This window comes from Chryseobacterium vaccae (assembly GCF_009602705.1).
GTDB classification, from domain to species: Bacteria; Bacteroidota; Bacteroidia; order Flavobacteriales; family Weeksellaceae; genus Chryseobacterium; species Chryseobacterium vaccae.
On record NZ_VSWH01000001.1, the window covers coordinates 4,702,040 to 4,717,528 of the forward strand.

Annotated in this window: 12 protein-coding genes; 9 read left to right on the forward strand and 3 right to left on the reverse strand. The window is 37.5% G+C overall.

The genetic code is table 11. The features are described 5' to 3' along the window. Nucleotides 1–146 precede the first annotated feature (146 nt). The 3 genes from FW768_RS21585 (at nucleotide 147) to FW768_RS21595 (ending at nucleotide 6,198) form a co-directional block, all read left to right on the forward strand. Nucleotides 147–1,475, forward strand: a complete 1,329-nt coding sequence (locus FW768_RS21585; RefSeq protein ID WP_153399090.1) for a hydroxymethylglutaryl-CoA synthase family protein — start codon at nucleotides 147–149, stop codon at nucleotides 1,473–1,475. 403 nt (nucleotides 1,476–1,878) lie between these two features. Continuing rightward, nucleotides 1,879–4,752, forward strand: coding sequence for a SusC/RagA family TonB-linked outer membrane protein (locus FW768_RS21590; protein ID WP_153399093.1), 2,874 nt, complete (start codon nucleotides 1,879–1,881; stop codon nucleotides 4,750–4,752). Nucleotides 4,753–4,770: 18 nt separating this feature from the next. After that, nucleotides 4,771–6,198 carry a RagB/SusD family nutrient uptake outer membrane protein gene (locus tag FW768_RS21595; protein ID WP_153399096.1) on the forward strand — a complete coding sequence of 476 codons (1,428 nt, stop codon included), beginning with the start codon at nucleotides 4,771–4,773 and terminating at the stop codon, nucleotides 6,196–6,198. 89 nt (nucleotides 6,199–6,287) lie between these two features. On the opposite strand, the gene FW768_RS21600 is transcribed toward FW768_RS21595, so the two are convergent. Further along, on the reverse strand, nucleotides 6,288–7,220 hold the full coding sequence (locus FW768_RS21600; protein WP_231128767.1) for an AraC family transcriptional regulator: 933 nt from the start codon (nucleotides 7,218–7,220) through the stop codon (nucleotides 6,288–6,290). Between the two features lie 179 nt (nucleotides 7,221–7,399). On the opposite strand from FW768_RS21600, the gene FW768_RS21605 reads away from it, so the two are divergent. The 3 genes from FW768_RS21605 to FW768_RS21615 all read left to right on the forward strand — a co-directional run bounded on the left by FW768_RS21605 (nucleotide 7,400) and on the right by FW768_RS21615 (nucleotide 11,196). Beyond that, nucleotides 7,400–8,929, forward strand: a complete 1,530-nt coding sequence (locus tag FW768_RS21605) for an aldehyde dehydrogenase family protein (RefSeq protein ID WP_153399099.1) — start codon at nucleotides 7,400–7,402, stop codon at nucleotides 8,927–8,929. A 546-nt stretch (nucleotides 8,930–9,475) separates the two neighbouring features. After that, nucleotides 9,476–10,510 (forward strand): alcohol dehydrogenase AdhP, encoded by a 1,035-nt coding sequence (gene adhP / locus FW768_RS21610; protein WP_153399102.1) that lies wholly within the window; start codon nucleotides 9,476–9,478, stop codon nucleotides 10,508–10,510. Between the two features lie 302 nt (nucleotides 10,511–10,812). Then, the gene (locus tag FW768_RS21615; RefSeq protein WP_153399105.1) at nucleotides 10,813–11,196 is read left to right on the forward strand and encodes a DUF779 domain-containing protein; all 384 of its coding nucleotides are present in this window, start codon (nucleotides 10,813–10,815) and stop codon (nucleotides 11,194–11,196) included. 55 nt (nucleotides 11,197–11,251) lie between these two features. Here FW768_RS21615 and FW768_RS21620 read toward each other — a convergent pair whose 3' ends face one another. Continuing rightward, entirely contained in the window at nucleotides 11,252–12,451 is a 1,200-nt protein-coding gene (locus tag FW768_RS21620) for a dicarboxylate/amino acid:cation symporter (protein WP_153399108.1), read from the reverse strand. 93 nt (nucleotides 12,452–12,544) lie between these two features. Between FW768_RS21620 and FW768_RS21625 the strand changes: the two genes are divergently transcribed. The 3 genes from FW768_RS21625 (at nucleotide 12,545) to FW768_RS21635 (ending at nucleotide 14,399) form a co-directional block, all read left to right on the forward strand. Then, nucleotides 12,545–13,462 carry a DnaJ C-terminal domain-containing protein gene (locus FW768_RS21625; protein WP_153399110.1) on the forward strand — a complete coding sequence of 306 codons (918 nt, stop codon included), beginning with the start codon at nucleotides 12,545–12,547 and terminating at the stop codon, nucleotides 13,460–13,462. Nucleotides 13,463–13,465: 3 nt separating this feature from the next. Continuing rightward, the gene (locus FW768_RS21630; RefSeq protein ID WP_153399112.1) at nucleotides 13,466–13,768 is read left to right on the forward strand and encodes a chaperone modulator CbpM; all 303 of its coding nucleotides are present in this window, start codon (nucleotides 13,466–13,468) and stop codon (nucleotides 13,766–13,768) included. Between the two features lie 103 nt (nucleotides 13,769–13,871). Next, the gene (locus FW768_RS21635) at nucleotides 13,872–14,399 is read left to right on the forward strand and encodes a hypothetical protein (RefSeq protein ID WP_153399115.1); all 528 of its coding nucleotides are present in this window, start codon (nucleotides 13,872–13,874) and stop codon (nucleotides 14,397–14,399) included. 92 nt (nucleotides 14,400–14,491) lie between these two features. On the opposite strand, the gene FW768_RS21640 is transcribed toward FW768_RS21635, so the two are convergent. Continuing rightward, nucleotides 14,492–15,475, reverse strand: coding sequence for a PLP-dependent cysteine synthase family protein (locus FW768_RS21640; RefSeq protein WP_062703210.1), 984 nt, complete (start codon nucleotides 15,473–15,475; stop codon nucleotides 14,492–14,494). Nucleotides 15,476–15,489 lie beyond the last annotated feature (14 nt).

Sequence of the window (15,489 nt, forward strand, 5' to 3'; positions counted from 1 at the left end):
CCACTGTTTTTCAGTGGCTTTTTTTATGAATAATCATCCCTGTTGGAAATCACAATATGAGATTTGACAATAATGCTTAAAAAGTAAATGATATTGAAGGAGTATTCAGTCCGCATTTTTTAAATTCGTATAAAAATTTAAAGAATATGACTTTTGGAATTGAAGCAGCGGGCTGGTATGTGCCGTCTTTGTATTTGGAAATCAGTGATCTGGCAGAGAAAAGAGGAATTGAAGCAGCAAAACTTGAAAAAGGACTTGGATTATATAAAATGGGATTTCCGGATGCTCATGAAGACACCGCTACTTTTGCTGCAGAAGCCTTATTAAAACTAATCAGGGATTATGAAATTGATCCTAAAGAAATAGCAAGAATCTATCTGGGAACAGAAAGTGCCCTGGATGCCGCAAAACCAACAGTTTCATATGCGGTTCAGATGGTAGAAAAAGTTTTGGTGAAAGAATTTGGAGAAAGATGTTTCAGAAACTGTGATGTGGCAGATATGACTTTTGCCTGTATCGGAGCTGTTGATGTACTGCATAATTCTTTAGATTTCGTAAGAGCAAATCCAGATAAAAAAGCAGTGGTTATTGCAAGTGATTATGCTAAATATGAACTTGCCTCTTCGGGAGAATATACCCAGGGCGGGGGAGCTGTTGCCTTACTGATTTCTTCGCAGCCGGATCTTCTGGAAATTGAGAATAACTGGGGAGTGGCAACGGAAAGCGTTTTCGATTTTTTCAAACCGAGAAGGCAGTATAATAAGGAAGATCTGAATAATGCTCCTGAAAATTTTCCGGATACAATTGAAATTTTTACAGATGAGCCTGTTTTTGACGGGCAATATTCCAACCAATGTTATCAGAACAGAATCAGAGAAGCCTATCAGCATTATAAAGAAATTACAGGGAAAGATAAACCTTATGAGACCTGGAAATACCTGATCTTCCACCTTCCGTATGCTTTTCACGGAAAAAGAGTATTTACAGAAATCTACAGCCTTGAAAACGGATTTCCTTACCATACTCAGGACGAACAGAAAGCCGCAGCGAAATCGGATGGCTATCTGCAGCTGGTCAGTGATAAAATAGAATATACGCAGAGAGCGTCTTCAGAGATCGGAAATATGTATACTGCTTCCATTTTTATGGCCATGCTTTCCGCATTGGAGGTTTCTTTTAATGAAAATGAAGAATTGGCCGGAGCCGAAATAGGATTTTTTGGATATGGAAGCGGTTCAAAATCAAAAGTATTTGCCGGAAAGGTGTCCGAAAACTGGAGAATGGTGGTTTCCAAATGGCAGCTTTTTAAAAACCTGAAGAACAGAACTGCCATTGACTTTGAAACGTATGAAAGACTACACAGAAAGCAGCTTGGAAATTCTGTCAATAAAAAGTATAAAGGATTTGGATTATTAGCTATAGAATCTGAAGATCCTGTTCTAAAAGGCGCAAGGTATTATGATTATAATTATTAAATCGCTCTAAAAAAAACAAAACACTCCAAATAGAGTGTTTTGTTTTTTTTAGAGCGATATTGCGTAATTTTATAAGTTTTTTATGTTAATTTTTGAAAATTTCTGATGAAATATTTATCTTTTTTTACTGTAAAAGTGTTTTTTTAATGAATTTTATTTATTGTTTGTTCTGATTTAGTTTATTCGGCTAGTTTTTTTTACAGTTTATAAATTTCTAACAATAGTTTTAAATATAGAATATTATATATATAAATGTAACTTTTTAAATCCTTTTTGTCATCCTACAGTTTTATTTTTGCGAAAATATTAAACTTTAATGTTTTGATTTTCAGATTTTTAATTGTTTTTACTGTTGATATTTATTAACATATTTGTCCATTAAAATATATTAAAATTTGTTAATATGAATGTTAAACTACGTGTAATAAGTGCTGGAGCACTGTTCTTCATAGGGCAGGCTGCTTTTGCGCAACAAAAACCAAAAAAGGATACCACTGCTCAATCAACTCAGATTGAAGAGGTCGTGCTCACGGGTTCTTATGGGATAAAAATTACTCCGGAACAATCCTCAGGAGCCCTTGTTAAAGTGTCAGGGAATGTTTTAGATAAACCTTCGGCTGTTTCTATTGATAATATTTTACAGGGAACCGTAGCAGGGTTAATGTCAACCGCAAGTTCAGGGCAACCTGGTGCATCTACTATCACATTAATTAGAGGAATATCTTCTCTTACTTCGGGTAATGATCCTCTGTATATTGTTGATGGTGTACCGGTTCAGTCTGGTGATATTTCTGGTGCGTTGACGACGCAAAACGCCTTATCATTGATAAATCCTGCCGATATCGAAGATGTACAGGTTTTGAAAGATGGTGTTGCAACGGCAATTTATGGTTCCAGAGGGGCTAATGGTGTAATTGTTATTACAACAAAAACAGGTAAGAAAGGAAAATCTAATTTGCAGTTTGTTAGTGAGATAGGTACATCAGATATTGCGTTTGATAAACTGAATATGCTGAATGCTCAGGAACATGTAAACTATCTTGGACAAGCTCTGTATAATAGATTTCCAGCTACATCTCCAGATGGATATGCAAATGTGCAGGAAGCGACTGATGACGCAAGAGTAGGTATATTGAAATGGGATGGTACTACTGATACAAACTGGAGAAAACTAACCAGAAGAAATTCTCCTATTACAAGCAGGTATAATTTAAGTTATTCAGGTGGTTTTAAAGATTTCACCATGTATGCATCATTAGGATACTTAAAGCAAGAAGGTTTATCATATGATGCAGCCTTTGACCGATATACAGGAGCAATCAAGGCTAGCTGGAAAGCAACAGATAAATTAAATATTACTTTTGGGACCAATTTATCAAGAACAGTACAGGCAGGGCCATCTGATGCGTCAGCATTTTCAAATCCTATTTTTTCAGGAACATTACTTTCTCCTACACAAAATCCGTACCTGAGTAATGGTGCTTATAATTTGAATTTAGTTTACTTAAATCCACAGTTTAATCCTTTAGCAATAACCGGGACGAATATCACTAAAGGAACCTTTGATAAGGTACTTACTTCATTAAACGTCGACTATAAAATTTTACCTTATCTAACATTTAATTCAAATTTTGGTATTGATAACACCTCTGGAAACGAATTTACTTATTGGAATCCTGATTTTGGAGATGGATACGAGCCATCAAATGGAAATGGAAATGGTCTCTACTTTAAAAGTTTGAGAAACTTTTTCACCTGGAACTGGTATAACTTCTTAAACTTTAACAAAACATTTGATGGAAAACATGATATTTCTGCTTCTGTAGGTATGGAGTCAACAAGAAGAACGCTAGAATATAATTCGTTTACGAAGAGAGGTTTTCCAGCAGGGACAAGAATACTGTTTGCAGATGCAGCAGCTAACGTTACGGCTGCAACTGGCAGAACTGATGCCTGGACGCTTGTGGGATATATTGCGAGAGCATCATATACCTTTAAGAAATTTGCAACCATTACAGGTTCTGCCAGAAGGGATACCTATTCAGGTTATACTAAAGCAGGAAATTTCTTTGGTGTTGGTGCCAGCTTTGATTTAGGTAAAATGGATTTTCTGCCATCCTATATCAATACATTAAAACTTAGAGCAAGTTATGGAGAAAATGGTAATCAGGCAGCAGGTCCTTATGAAAAATACCCACAATATTCTTTGGCGGGGAACTATCTTCAAACCAATGCAGGATTTATCCTAACTCCAGGAGCACCAGATGGCTTAATATGGGAAAAATCTAATAAAAGAAATATCGGGTTGGATTTTTCATTGGGCAAAAATGGAAGCTTTTATGGAACTTTTGATGTTTATTCCAATAAAAATCCTAATCAAATCTATGATGTTCCAATTTCTCCTTCTACAGGATTCAGCTCTATTGTTAAAAATCAGGCAGAAGTAAAATCTAAAGGTTTTGAAGTTTTATTAGGATATAGAAAAAATAATGAATTTTTCAGTTGGGATATTAAGGCAAACTACTCCTATAATGATTCTAAAATTACCTATTTAAGAGGAGATAGCGTACCTACAATTATTCCTGGTTTAAAAGCTTTTTTCCCAGGGCATAACCCGACAGAATATTACACAAGATTGTGGGCAGGGGTAGATTCTTCAAACGGAGATCCACTATGGTACACAGATGATACAAGAACTGCTACAACGAATGATATAAATAAGGCCAAATTAGCTTTTACAGGTCAAAAAGCTTTACCCACCCATATAGCTAGTTTAATTAATGAATTTACTTACAAAGGGTTTAAGTTTTCATTCATGTTAAATTATCAGGGAGATTATTCAGTATGGGACAGATGGGGATTTGTGTATGAATCAGATGGAGCGTTTCCTACAGTAAATACTACGACCGCAGCGCTTTATGATTCATGGAGTCCTAGTAATCCAAATGCATCAATGCCTAAACAGGTATTTAATGGTAATCGATCTTCCAATACCAACTCTACAAGATATCTTTATAAAGGGGATAATATTAGATTAAGAAATGTAGAATTGGGATTCACCTTTAAAGAATCAATGCTTAATGTAAAAGGATTAAAAGGTATTTATGCTTATGTAAGAGGCGTTAATTTATATACCTATGCGTTTGATAAGAAACTTCGTTTTGATCCTGAAGCAAATTCAAATGCATTTGCTTATACGGTTTCTAATTTAGGAGTTTTTGATATGACACAACCCAATATGAGACAGTTTATTTTTGGTGTACAGGTTGATTTCTAATTATTTAAAGTTAAAAAAATGAAAAAAATAAAAATATTATTAATATTATTGACTGGAGTTGTTGTAAGTTCATGTCAAAATGATTTTTCTGAAGAATTGCCTCCTACAACATTTCCTTTAAATGAAGCCATTACTAATGAAAAAGTATTAAACACGGCGGTAAATGGTCTATATGGATATTATCAGACGAATGGTGATGGATCAATTAATTCTTACGGAGCTTTATTGCCTACTTTACAGGAGCTGCTTGGGGATAATGCTTTTGTAGCTTTGGTAAATTCTAATAGATTTTCAACAACTAGAGATCCTAATCTTACTTTTTATACTCAAAACAGTGCTGATATTGCGACTGTATGGGCATCACTGTATAAAATTATTGCAAATGCTAATTTTGTTCTTGGATATGAAGGAAAGATTTCAGATGATTCAAACACACCAGGAACGCCAAACAATTTATTTGGTCAGGCTTATGCCGTAAGAGCAATGGCTTATACAACATTGGTATCTTTATTCAGTGATAATTTTAACGGTTCTAATCCTGAATTTGGGGTTCCTCTTCCGTTGGATTTTAAGCCCGGTACAAACTTACCTAGAGGAAGTGTTAAACAGGTTTATGATCAAATATTTGCAGATTTAACAAAAGCAGCTTCACTGGTAGGGACAACAAATGGTAGTAGGAAATTTAATGCCGCTGCAATAGATTTGTTATTTTCGAGATATTATCTTACAGTTAAAAACTATCCTCAGGCAGATACCTATGCTCAAAAAGTTCTTAATAACACGGCATATACTTTATTACCTTCATCGGGAGTTGCTAACTTTTTTAATGTTGCTGGAGAAACAAATGCTGAAATAATTTTCCAGATTGATTATAATGCTCTCGATTTACCGGGTGCTAATGATGGTATTACAGCAACCTGGTCTTCTACTGGAAGATATAAGCAGAACTTTGCTACCCAGACGTTTTTCAATAAATTGGGAGCTGATGATGTTAGAAGAGGAACATGGTACAGAAATACAGGATATGTTCTTACCTTAGCTGATAATCCTAAACCTATAGATGTTATGAAATATACTGCCACAGATAGAGATATTGTGGTATTAAGAAAAACCGAAGCTGTTTTTAATCAGCTGGAAGCTTTATATTATACCAATCCTGTAGAAGCCCTTGCGAAACTCAATACTTGGGTTAAAACATATAGAGATGTGGGATATACTTATGCAGGTACCGGAACAGATCTTTTGAAAGAGATTTTGATGCAGAAAAACCTTGAAATGTTCTTGGAAGGTTTCAGATATAGTGATTTAAAGAGAAACGGACTTGCTTTCAAAAATCCTCAGACACAGGTTGAATTGACATCAGCTAAAGTTCAGTTTAAAGCTCTCCCTTTACCACAAGCTGAATTAAATACAAACTTAGGTATTAAACAATTTCCAGGATATTAAAATTATAGCAGATAATAAATTAAGCCCTGTTTTTCAGGGCTTTTTGTTATAAATATAGACCTCAGTATTCAAAACCAAAATTTAACCTCTCAATATTCTCTAGAAAAAATAACCTTCATCTGATAATTCTTCGGTGTAACACCCACCAGCTGCTTAAATACCCTCGTAAAATAATTTGTATCCGAAAATCCGGTTTGGTAAGCAGTTTCTTTAATACTATTCTGATTCGAAAGTAATTCTTTGGCTTTATTAATCCTTTCCTGTAAAATAAAATCATTGGGAGAAATGCCCAGCTCATCCTTAAACATCCTGAAAAAATTCGATTTGCTCACATAAGCCAACTTGGCAATACTCTCAATTGAAAGTTTCTGATGAAGATTTTTCCGGATATAATCTACGGCAAAACCTATTCTGGATTTATTCTTGGCTACATTTTTTTCTACCATACTTCTGGCCTGGGTCTGCATAAGCCGGATCAAAAGCTCTTTTAAAGCAAGATCTGCCATGATATCCTTTTGGGAATTATCGTCCATAGCAATCCTCATAATGTTGTTGGTAGCAGAAGCCAGAGATTGATTGTTAAAAAGAAAATATTCATCCAGCTGAATATTCCATTGGGAAGCTTCATCTGTTTTAGGAAGGCTGTAATTAAAATAATTGAGAGAATCTTCTATGAAATCAGGATTGAGGCTCAAGGAAATACATTGAGTAGGGGATTCATCCGCATCGGGAAAATCAATCACCATGGTCTCACCCGGAGCTACAAGAATGCTTTCACCGGGAAAATAATCGAAGTAATTGGTTTTATGGTCCAGTTTCATATGCTTTTTTCCTCTCAGCATGGCTGTAAAAGCTATGTTTTCAAAATGAAGCTTAACCCCAAAGGCCGCTTTGTGAGTTTCATATATACTAAATTCACAATTGTTCAGACTGAATTTGGTCTGATGCTCTACAAGGCTTTGCAGCTGCTTTTCCTTCTTTAATTCAGGAGTATTTAATAAAAATTTATTATTACTGATCATTTCTAAATATTTTAAAGGACCTAATAACTCAAATATAGAAAATTTAGCTCTGGGTTGCTGTTAATAAAATTATAAAATTGGAGGGCTGCACTATTTTGAAGTGTTTTTATACGATTGTGCTATAGCTTTTTCTATGGTAAATGTAATTTGGCATAACGAAAAATTAAAACAATACTAATATGAGCACAATGACAGAACCGAGATCAGAGACCGCATTGCAGTGGCCTGAATTCAAAAACAAATATGATAATTATATTGATGGAAAATTTACACCTCCGGTAAACGGGCAGTATTTTGATGTAGTTTCACCGGTAGATGGTAAAAACTTTACCCAGGTGGCGCATTCCTCAAAAGAAGACCTAGAGCTGGCTGTAAATGCTGCAGATAAAGCTTTCCAGACCTGGAAAAATACATCATCCACAGAAAGAAGTGTTATTCTGAATAAAATAGCAGACAGAATTGAGCAGAACCTTCAGTACCTTGCTGTGGTAGAAACCATCGACAACGGAAAGGCAGTAAGAGAAACACTGGCCGCAGACTTGCCTTTAGCAATAGACCATTTCAGATACTTTGCTTCCGTAATCCGTGCCGAAGAAGGCTCTCACAACGAACTGGATAAAGATACGGTATCACTTATTGTTCACGAACCCCTGGGCGTCATCGCACAAATTATCCCATGGAATTTTCCTATTCTGATGGCAGTATGGAAGCTGGCTCCGGCACTGGCTGCAGGAAACTGTGTTGTATTGAAGCCTGCAGAAAGCACTCCGGTGTCCATTTTAGTTTTAATGGAAATCATCGGTGATCTTCTTCCTGCAGGAGTTGTTAATATTGTCAACGGTTTCGGGGCAGAACTAGGAAGAGCGTTGGTAACCAACCCTAAAGTATCAAAAGCGGCATTCACCGGATCTACTGCTACAGGGCGCCTTGTAATGCAGTATGCTACAGAAAATATCATTCCTGTAACTCTGGAGCTTGGCGGTAAGTCTCCCAATGTTTTCTTTAATTCGGTAATGGATGCGGATGATGAATTCCTCGACAAAGCCATTGAAGGAGCAGTTCTTTTTGCCCTTAATCAGGGAGAAATCTGTACATGTCCGTCCAGATTATTGGTTCAGGAAGATATTGCAGATGCTTTCATCGCCAGAGTGATCGAAAGAGTAAAAGCCATCAAAATTGGAAACCCGCTGGATAAGACAGTAATGATGGGTGCTCAGGCCTCGCAAATTCAGAAAGACAAGATTCTTTCCTACATTCAATTGGGAAAAGAAGAAGGAGCGGAAGTTCTTGTCGGAGGAGATGTTAATAATATAGGAGAAGGCCTGGAGGACGGATTTTATATCCAGCCTACCATTTTTAAAGGTAATAACAGGATGAGAATTTTCCAGGAAGAAATCTTCGGTCCGGTACTGGCTTTCACGACTTTCAAAGATGAAGAGGAAGCCGTAAAAATTGCCAACGATACCATTTATGGATTGGGTGCCGGAGTATGGACAAGAGATGCACATCAGCTGTACAATATTCCGCGCCAGATTCAGGCAGGAAGAGTTTGGGTAAACCAATACCATTCTTATCCGGCAGGAGCACCTTTCGGAGGATATAAGCAGTCCGGTATCGGTCGTGAAAACCACAAAATGATGCTGGATCACTATCGTCAGACTAAAAATATGCTGATCTCTTACAACAAAAACAAATTAGGTTTCTTTTAATTTTAATATTAGGGCGTGCCCGTTTGCCCCGGCGGAGCCGGGGCAAAACGGTCGGGCTGTTCCAGGGCTTCACTTCGTTTCGGTGCTTCATTTCATTCCGCACCGGCTCGTTCCTCGCCGCCCTTCCCATCCCTCACGTGGACAGATATACTCCTGATCAGGAAATTCCGGTTGAAAAGATAATCAGCACCCCTGTTTGAATAAAAAATATTTTAATCACCTAAGGTCATCATAAACCAGGTGCGAAAGTTGTGGAATAAATAAAAATTTCAAATATATTTCTACAAGTATTAAACAAAGAATAGCTATACAGAATATAGATAATGCATAAACTTAGCGAATAGTACAAAGTCTTTGTATTTCAAAGATAAGCGAAGCGGTTTTGTTTATCTTAAAAACACACTGTTATTACTCACCCTTGTCTTGCTATTAATAAAAAAGTATCCCCAATTTTTGTATCCATTCGTTATCCGTGAATTGATAATAACCCGTCAGAAAATTCACAGTTCAAACGACCTTCATAACTAATAAAAAACTTTAATCCATATGATTCCAAAAACAATGAAAGCCGCTGTAGTTCAAGGCTACGGACAACCCCTGAAAATTGAAGAAGTTCCGGTAAGAGAACCCGGAAGATATGAAGTACTCGTGAAAGTAATAGCCTGTGGAGTCTGCCATACCGATCTGCATGCTGTAGACGGTGACTGGCCGGCAAAACCTAAAATGCCCCTGATTCCCGGACATGAAGGAGTCGGTATCGTTGTAGCCTGCGGGCCCGAGGCACAGGTAAAAGAAGGGGATGCCGTAGGAGTTCCATGGCTGTACAGCGCTTGCGGATGTTGTGATTACTGTATTACCGGCTGGGAAACACTGTGTGAAGCTCAGAAAAATGGAGGATATAGTGTAGATGGAGGTTTCGCAGAATATGTTATTGCAGATTCCAGATATGTGGGACATTTAAAATCAGATGTCAACTTTTTAGAAATTGCCCCGATTTTATGTGCTGGAGTAACTGTTTACAAAGGCTTGAAAGAAACTGAAACAAAACCCGGAGAATGGGTAGCGATCTCAGGAATCGGAGGATTGGGACATGTTGCCGTTCAATATGCCAAAGCAATGGGAATGCACGTGGCAGCAATTGATGTAGCAGACGATAAGCTTGAATTAGCCAAAAAATTGGGAGCAGATTTAGTAGTCAATGCAAAAACTACAGATCCCGGAGAATATCTTCATAAAGAAGTTGGCGGTATGCATGGTGCATTGATTACGGCGGTTTCTCCCATTGCTTTCAAGCAGGGAATAGACGTTCTTAGAAGAAAAGGAACCATTGCTCTCAACGGTCTGCCTCCCGGTTCTTTTGAACTTCCGATCTTTGAAACGGTTTTAAAAAGAATCACGGTAAGAGGTTCTATCGTAGGAACAAGAAAAGATCTTCAGGAAGCACTGGATTTCGCTAATGAAGGACTGGTAAAAGCTACAGTGACCTCTGCAAAACTGGAAGACATCAATGAGGTATTTGATAAAATGAAAAAAGGACAGATAGACGGACGAATCGTACTGGATATTGCCGGTTCAAATTAATGGACCCGGCGTCAAATAGCCGGGTTTTTCTTTTAAAAAGATGTATTGAAAGATAAAATTAATCAGCCATTGATTAAAAAAATTGCTAAGTCTGCCGGATTCGCGAGAGAAAAATTTTAGTAACAATATTTTCACTGATGGTAACAGATTCTTAACATAAAAAAATCAATAAAATTTAAAGTTAAGAATAGCTCTGAATAAAAGAAGCCTCAATTTAAAGCGTTTCAAGAATTAAAAAACAATAGCGCCCTAGCGTTTATCCAACTACAGAAAAACCTGAACTAACTAATTCAAAAACAGCTATGGAAACAAAAAAATGCAGACTATCCGCTACAGAAAAAGCTCTTGAAGTAATCCGCGAGCTGGAAATAAAATATGGAGCATTAATGTTTTATCAGGCAGGAGGATGTTGTGAAGGAACGCAGCCGCAGTGTTTTGAGAAAGGAGGATTCTTTCCCAGAATGAACGACGCTATGATCGGAACCATAAACGGGCATGAATTCTGGATAGACCGAGACCTTTTTGAATACTGGCAATACTCTCACTTTACCCTTGATGTGACTGATGGGTTCGGTCCGGGAGGATTCTCACTGGAAACCCCTTTAGGTAAAACTTTTAAAGTTCATTACCGGCTCTTTACTCCGGAGGAATATGGAAATCTAGAACAAGTAAAGCGCAGTGAATAAAAGCTGGGCAATATTCAAATAAGAAATTTACAAGATTTGTTCAATATGGAAAAAATCAGGTCTTCACAAACCGGTTCACAAACATAGCTGCAACCACATCACCCACCGCATTGAGAACCGTAGCCAGAGGATCTACAAGAGTTCCGATGATCATCACGGCCGGAATAGCTTCCTGAGGCAGTTTATAAACCGAGATCATCAGCATTTCTCCGATATATCCACCGTTCGGAATACCACCGGCTACAATACTCACAAATACAGTTATACCTAAGGCTAGCAGAAGATTGGCTGGATCAAAAAAATCTTTCCCGATAATCAGAAATGCAACATAGATCTTAATGATAGAAGACATTGAAGAGCCGTTCTTATGAAGAGTAGTCCCAATTGGGATCACCAGATTCGCAATAGAATTCGGGATACCGATCTTAGATGCTGCCTGAAGATTTGCGGGCATCGTTGCAAAACTGCTGCACGTACTTAAAGCGGTAAGAGTAGGGTAGGCAGCATTGCCCCAGAAACCTTTGATACCCTTGCGGCCATCTGCCATGAATGCATATAGGGTAAAAAACATAAAGAAATAAACGATTCCGGCAATATAATACAGTCCGAGAGGTTTTGCATAAAATCCAAAAAGCTGAGGTCCCAAAGTGGCGACCTGATAAGCAAAATAGGCACCTAAACCAATTGGAGCCAGCTTCATAATCAGTAAAAGAAGTTCTTTCATGACTTCATACCCTGAAGCAATAAATACCCTGAAAGGTTCTCCCTTTTCACCTGCCTTCCGGGCCGAAAATCCTGTAAGGAAAGCAAAAATAAGAAGCGCCAGCATATTCTGTCTTGAAAAAAGTGCCGTGAATTCCCCAACGGTGAAAAAGCCTACAATCCGGTCACCCCATGTATCAGTATTCGCTGTTTCTGTAATGACTTCACTGCTTCCCGAAACCCCGGAAACAGGAAACAAATACACCGCACAGATGGTAAAAACAGCGGCTGTAAGAATGAAGAACAGAAACGTTAAAGACATGGTAAGAATAATCCTTCCAAACTTAGACTGTTGTTCCAGAGAGGCAATAGAATTGGATACTGCGAAAAATACCAGAGGAACTACACTCACAAAAAGAAGATTGAGGAAAATATCCCCCAACGGTTTAATATATTCTACAATGCTGGGAGCTGCAATCCCTATAATGCTCCCAACTGTAATTCCTAAGAGTAAAAGTATAATTCCTGAGTAGTTTTTCAAGACCTCTTTCATGTAGTACTTTTTATCAAAGATAGGTTTATTTTTAACATTCTGTTATACAATTTTCAGAGGCAAATTTCATAAATTTGAGTAAATATCGTTTCTATGGCTTATATAGATTACTATAAAATTTTGGGCGTAGATAAAAGCGCAACACAGGATGACATTAAAAAAGCTTACCGCAAACAGGCGAGAAAGCTGCATCCTGACCTTAATCCCGATGATAAAGAGGCCGAAAGAAAATTCAAGGAACTGAATGAAGCCAATGAAGTGCTCAGCAATCCAGAAAATCGTGCCAAGTATGACAAATACGGAGAAAACTGGAAACATGGTGAAGAATATGAAAAAGCCCAGCAGCAGCAAAGGCAGTATCAACAGCAGAATTACGGTGGAGGTGGATTTTCCGGTGCCGATTTTGGTGAGGGTGAAGATTTTTCCGATTTCTTTCAGAATATGTTCGGTGGCAGTGGTGGAAGTAGTTTCGGGAGAGGTTCACGAGGAAGTGCCTCCGGGAAATTCAAAGGACAGGATGTTCACGCTGAACTGAATTTAAATTTACGAGATGCTGCCCAAACCCATCCGCAAACCTTTGAGATCAACGGTAAAAAAGTAAGAATTACCATTCCGGCGGGAGTATATGACGGACAGCAGATCAAGCTTAAAGGTCATGGAAACCCAGGATTTAATGGAGGTCCGCATGGGGATTTGTACATTACATTCAATATTCCGGCAGATCCGGATTTTGAAAGAACAGGAGATGATCTGAAAACGAAAGTAGCCATTGATCTGTATACCGCTGTGTTAGGAGGAGATGTAAAAGTAAATACTTTGGATGGAAGTGTCAATCTTAAAGTTAAACCGGAAACCCAGAACGGAACGACCGTAAGATTGAAAGGAAAAGGCTTTCCTTTATACAAAAAAGAAGGTCAGTATGGAGATCTTTTTGTGACTTACGAAGTAAAGCTGCCGGTAAATCTTACCGAAAAGCAGAAAGAACTTTTTGAACAACTTAAAAATTCCTAAGCCATGAGTGAAAGAATATCACGCGAAGAAGTAGTGAAAATATACAATATAGAGATCACTTTTTTTAATGAACTCGTAGACTACGGATTACTAAGTATACACATCGAAGATGAAATCAGCTATCTGATGTACGAAGACCTGCCTGATCTGGAAAAATTTGTCAACTGGCATTATGATCTTGAAATTAATCTTCCGGGAATGGAAGTCATTCATCATATGCTGAAAAAACTGGATACCCTGAAACGGAGAAATCGAGAACTGATGAATAAACTTGCTGCAATCAGTGATAAGTATGGGGAAGAGTAGGGTTCAGGATAGCATTTATTCTCAAATCCTGCACTCAGCTTAAAATAATTTCCGGATTCAGACTATTTCGTTTAGCTTTGCAGACTAGAGCAATAGAATCGTTATGAATGAAGAAAAGGTGATTATTTTAAAGCCTAAAAGACAGGATTTTGAGGAAATATACTTCAGCGGGAACCAGGGAAGCTTGCTGTTTTCGCCTACAACAAAGAGTAAAACAGTTTTTACCATAGCTTCAGCACTGATTGTAGGTGCTGCTTTTCTTTTAAAAGATCAGTTCAGTAAAGAAAATCAGGGGATTTTATATTTTCTGAGTTTTATATTCCTGCTTTGTGCTGTTTTTCTGTCCGTAAGTATCAATAAAGTTTCAAGATGGAAAAAACAGGTGAATCAATACTTAAATGGGCTTGAAAACTGTAAAGTATACGAAATCCGGTTTGATCAGAATTTTTTCGTAGTAGTCATTGATGATGAAAAGGAATCCAGCGAATGGAAAGATTTTGATTATTTTGAAAATAATGAACAGTTTATTTCCCTTGAAGGAAAGTACAGCTATATGTTTCCTAAGAAATCAATGAGCGAAAAAGACTACAATTTCCTTAAGAAAACATTAAAAGAAAATATTAAATCATAAAAAATCAGAGCAAGTTGCTCTGATTTTTATTTTATGGGTGAATCAGTAAATCAGCGGTTCTGCCTTTGTCCGATTTAACCTTTTATATTCTATTATTCCAGCCATCCCATCTCTTTCATCCACTCATCATTGTAGATCTTTCCTACATATCTTGAACCGTGGTCATGAAGAAGCACAACAATAACATCGTCTTTGGTAAACTGATCTTTCATTTGTATAAGAGAAGCAATCGCACTTCCTGCAGAATATCCGCAGAAAATTCCTTCCTCCTTAGCAAGCTTTCTTGCATAGATGGCACCGTCTTTATCAGTTACCTTTTCAAAATGATCAATAACAGACATATCATAGTTCTCAGGAATAATATCTTCCCCAATCCCTTCTGTGATGTAAGTATAAGCATGATCGTAGTGAAGTTCCCCTGTTTCATGGAATTCTTTCAGGATAGAACCGTAAGTATCCACACCGATTACTTTGATATCAGGATTTTTCTCCTTGAAGAAAGTTCCGCATCCTGTAATAGTACCTCCTGTTCCTGCACCTACTACAAAATGAGTTAGTTTTCCTTCCGTCTGTTCCCAGATTTCAGGAGCAGTAGACTCATAGTGAGCTGCTCTGTTGGATAAATTATCATATTGGTTTACATACCATCCGTTTTCTGTTTCCTTAGCCAGTCTTTTGGAAACGGAATAATAAGAACGAGGATCCGTAGGTTTTACATCGGTAGGACAAACAATTACTTCTGCTCCTACAGCACGTAGAATATCACATTTTTCTTTTGACTGCTTGGAATTCGTTACAAAAATACATTTGTAACCTTTGATAATAGCGGCAAGAGCCAGTCCCATTCCTGTATTTCCGGAAGTTCCTTCAATAATGGTTCCGCCGGGTTTTAATCTTCCGTCTTTTTCGGCATCTTCAATCATTTTAAGAGCCATTCTGTCCTTCACTGAGTTTCCAGGATTGAAGGTCTCAACTTTTGCCAAAACTAAAGCCGGAAAATCTTCACCTAAAACTTTATTAAGCTTTACAAGAGGAGTATTTCCGATAGTTTCAAGGATATTTTTTGCGTATTTCATAAATGGTTTATAAG

Excerpts from the sequence above, each read along its gene's own strand:
- FW768_RS21590 (WP_153399093.1), top strand. The coding sequence starts at position 1,879 with ATGAATGTTAAACTACGTGTAATAAGTGCTGGAGCACTGTTCTTCATA.
- FW768_RS21595 (WP_153399096.1), top strand. The coding sequence starts at position 4,771 with ATGAAAAAAATAAAAATATTATTAATATTATTGACTGGAGTTGTTGTA.
- FW768_RS21620 (WP_153399108.1), bottom strand. The coding sequence starts at position 12,451 with ATGAAAGAGGTCTTGAAAAACTACTCAGGAATTATACTTTTACTCTTA.
- FW768_RS21635 (WP_153399115.1), top strand. The coding sequence starts at position 13,872 with ATGAATGAAGAAAAGGTGATTATTTTAAAGCCTAAAAGACAGGATTTT.
- FW768_RS21605 (WP_153399099.1), top strand. The coding sequence starts at position 7,400 with ATGAGCACAATGACAGAACCGAGATCAGAGACCGCATTGCAGTGGCCT.
- adhP (WP_153399102.1), top strand. The coding sequence starts at position 9,476 with ATGATTCCAAAAACAATGAAAGCCGCTGTAGTTCAAGGCTACGGACAA.
- FW768_RS21630 (WP_153399112.1), top strand. The coding sequence starts at position 13,466 with ATGAGTGAAAGAATATCACGCGAAGAAGTAGTGAAAATATACAATATA.
- FW768_RS21625 (WP_153399110.1), top strand. The coding sequence starts at position 12,545 with ATGGCTTATATAGATTACTATAAAATTTTGGGCGTAGATAAAAGCGCA.
- FW768_RS21640 (WP_062703210.1), bottom strand. The coding sequence starts at position 15,475 with ATGAAATACGCAAAAAATATCCTTGAAACTATCGGAAATACTCCTCTT.
- FW768_RS21615 (WP_153399105.1), top strand. The coding sequence starts at position 10,813 with ATGGAAACAAAAAAATGCAGACTATCCGCTACAGAAAAAGCTCTTGAA.
- FW768_RS21600 (WP_231128767.1), bottom strand. The coding sequence starts at position 7,220 with ATGATCAGTAATAATAAATTTTTATTAAATACTCCTGAATTAAAGAAG.
- FW768_RS21585 (WP_153399090.1), top strand. The coding sequence starts at position 147 with ATGACTTTTGGAATTGAAGCAGCGGGCTGGTATGTGCCGTCTTTGTAT.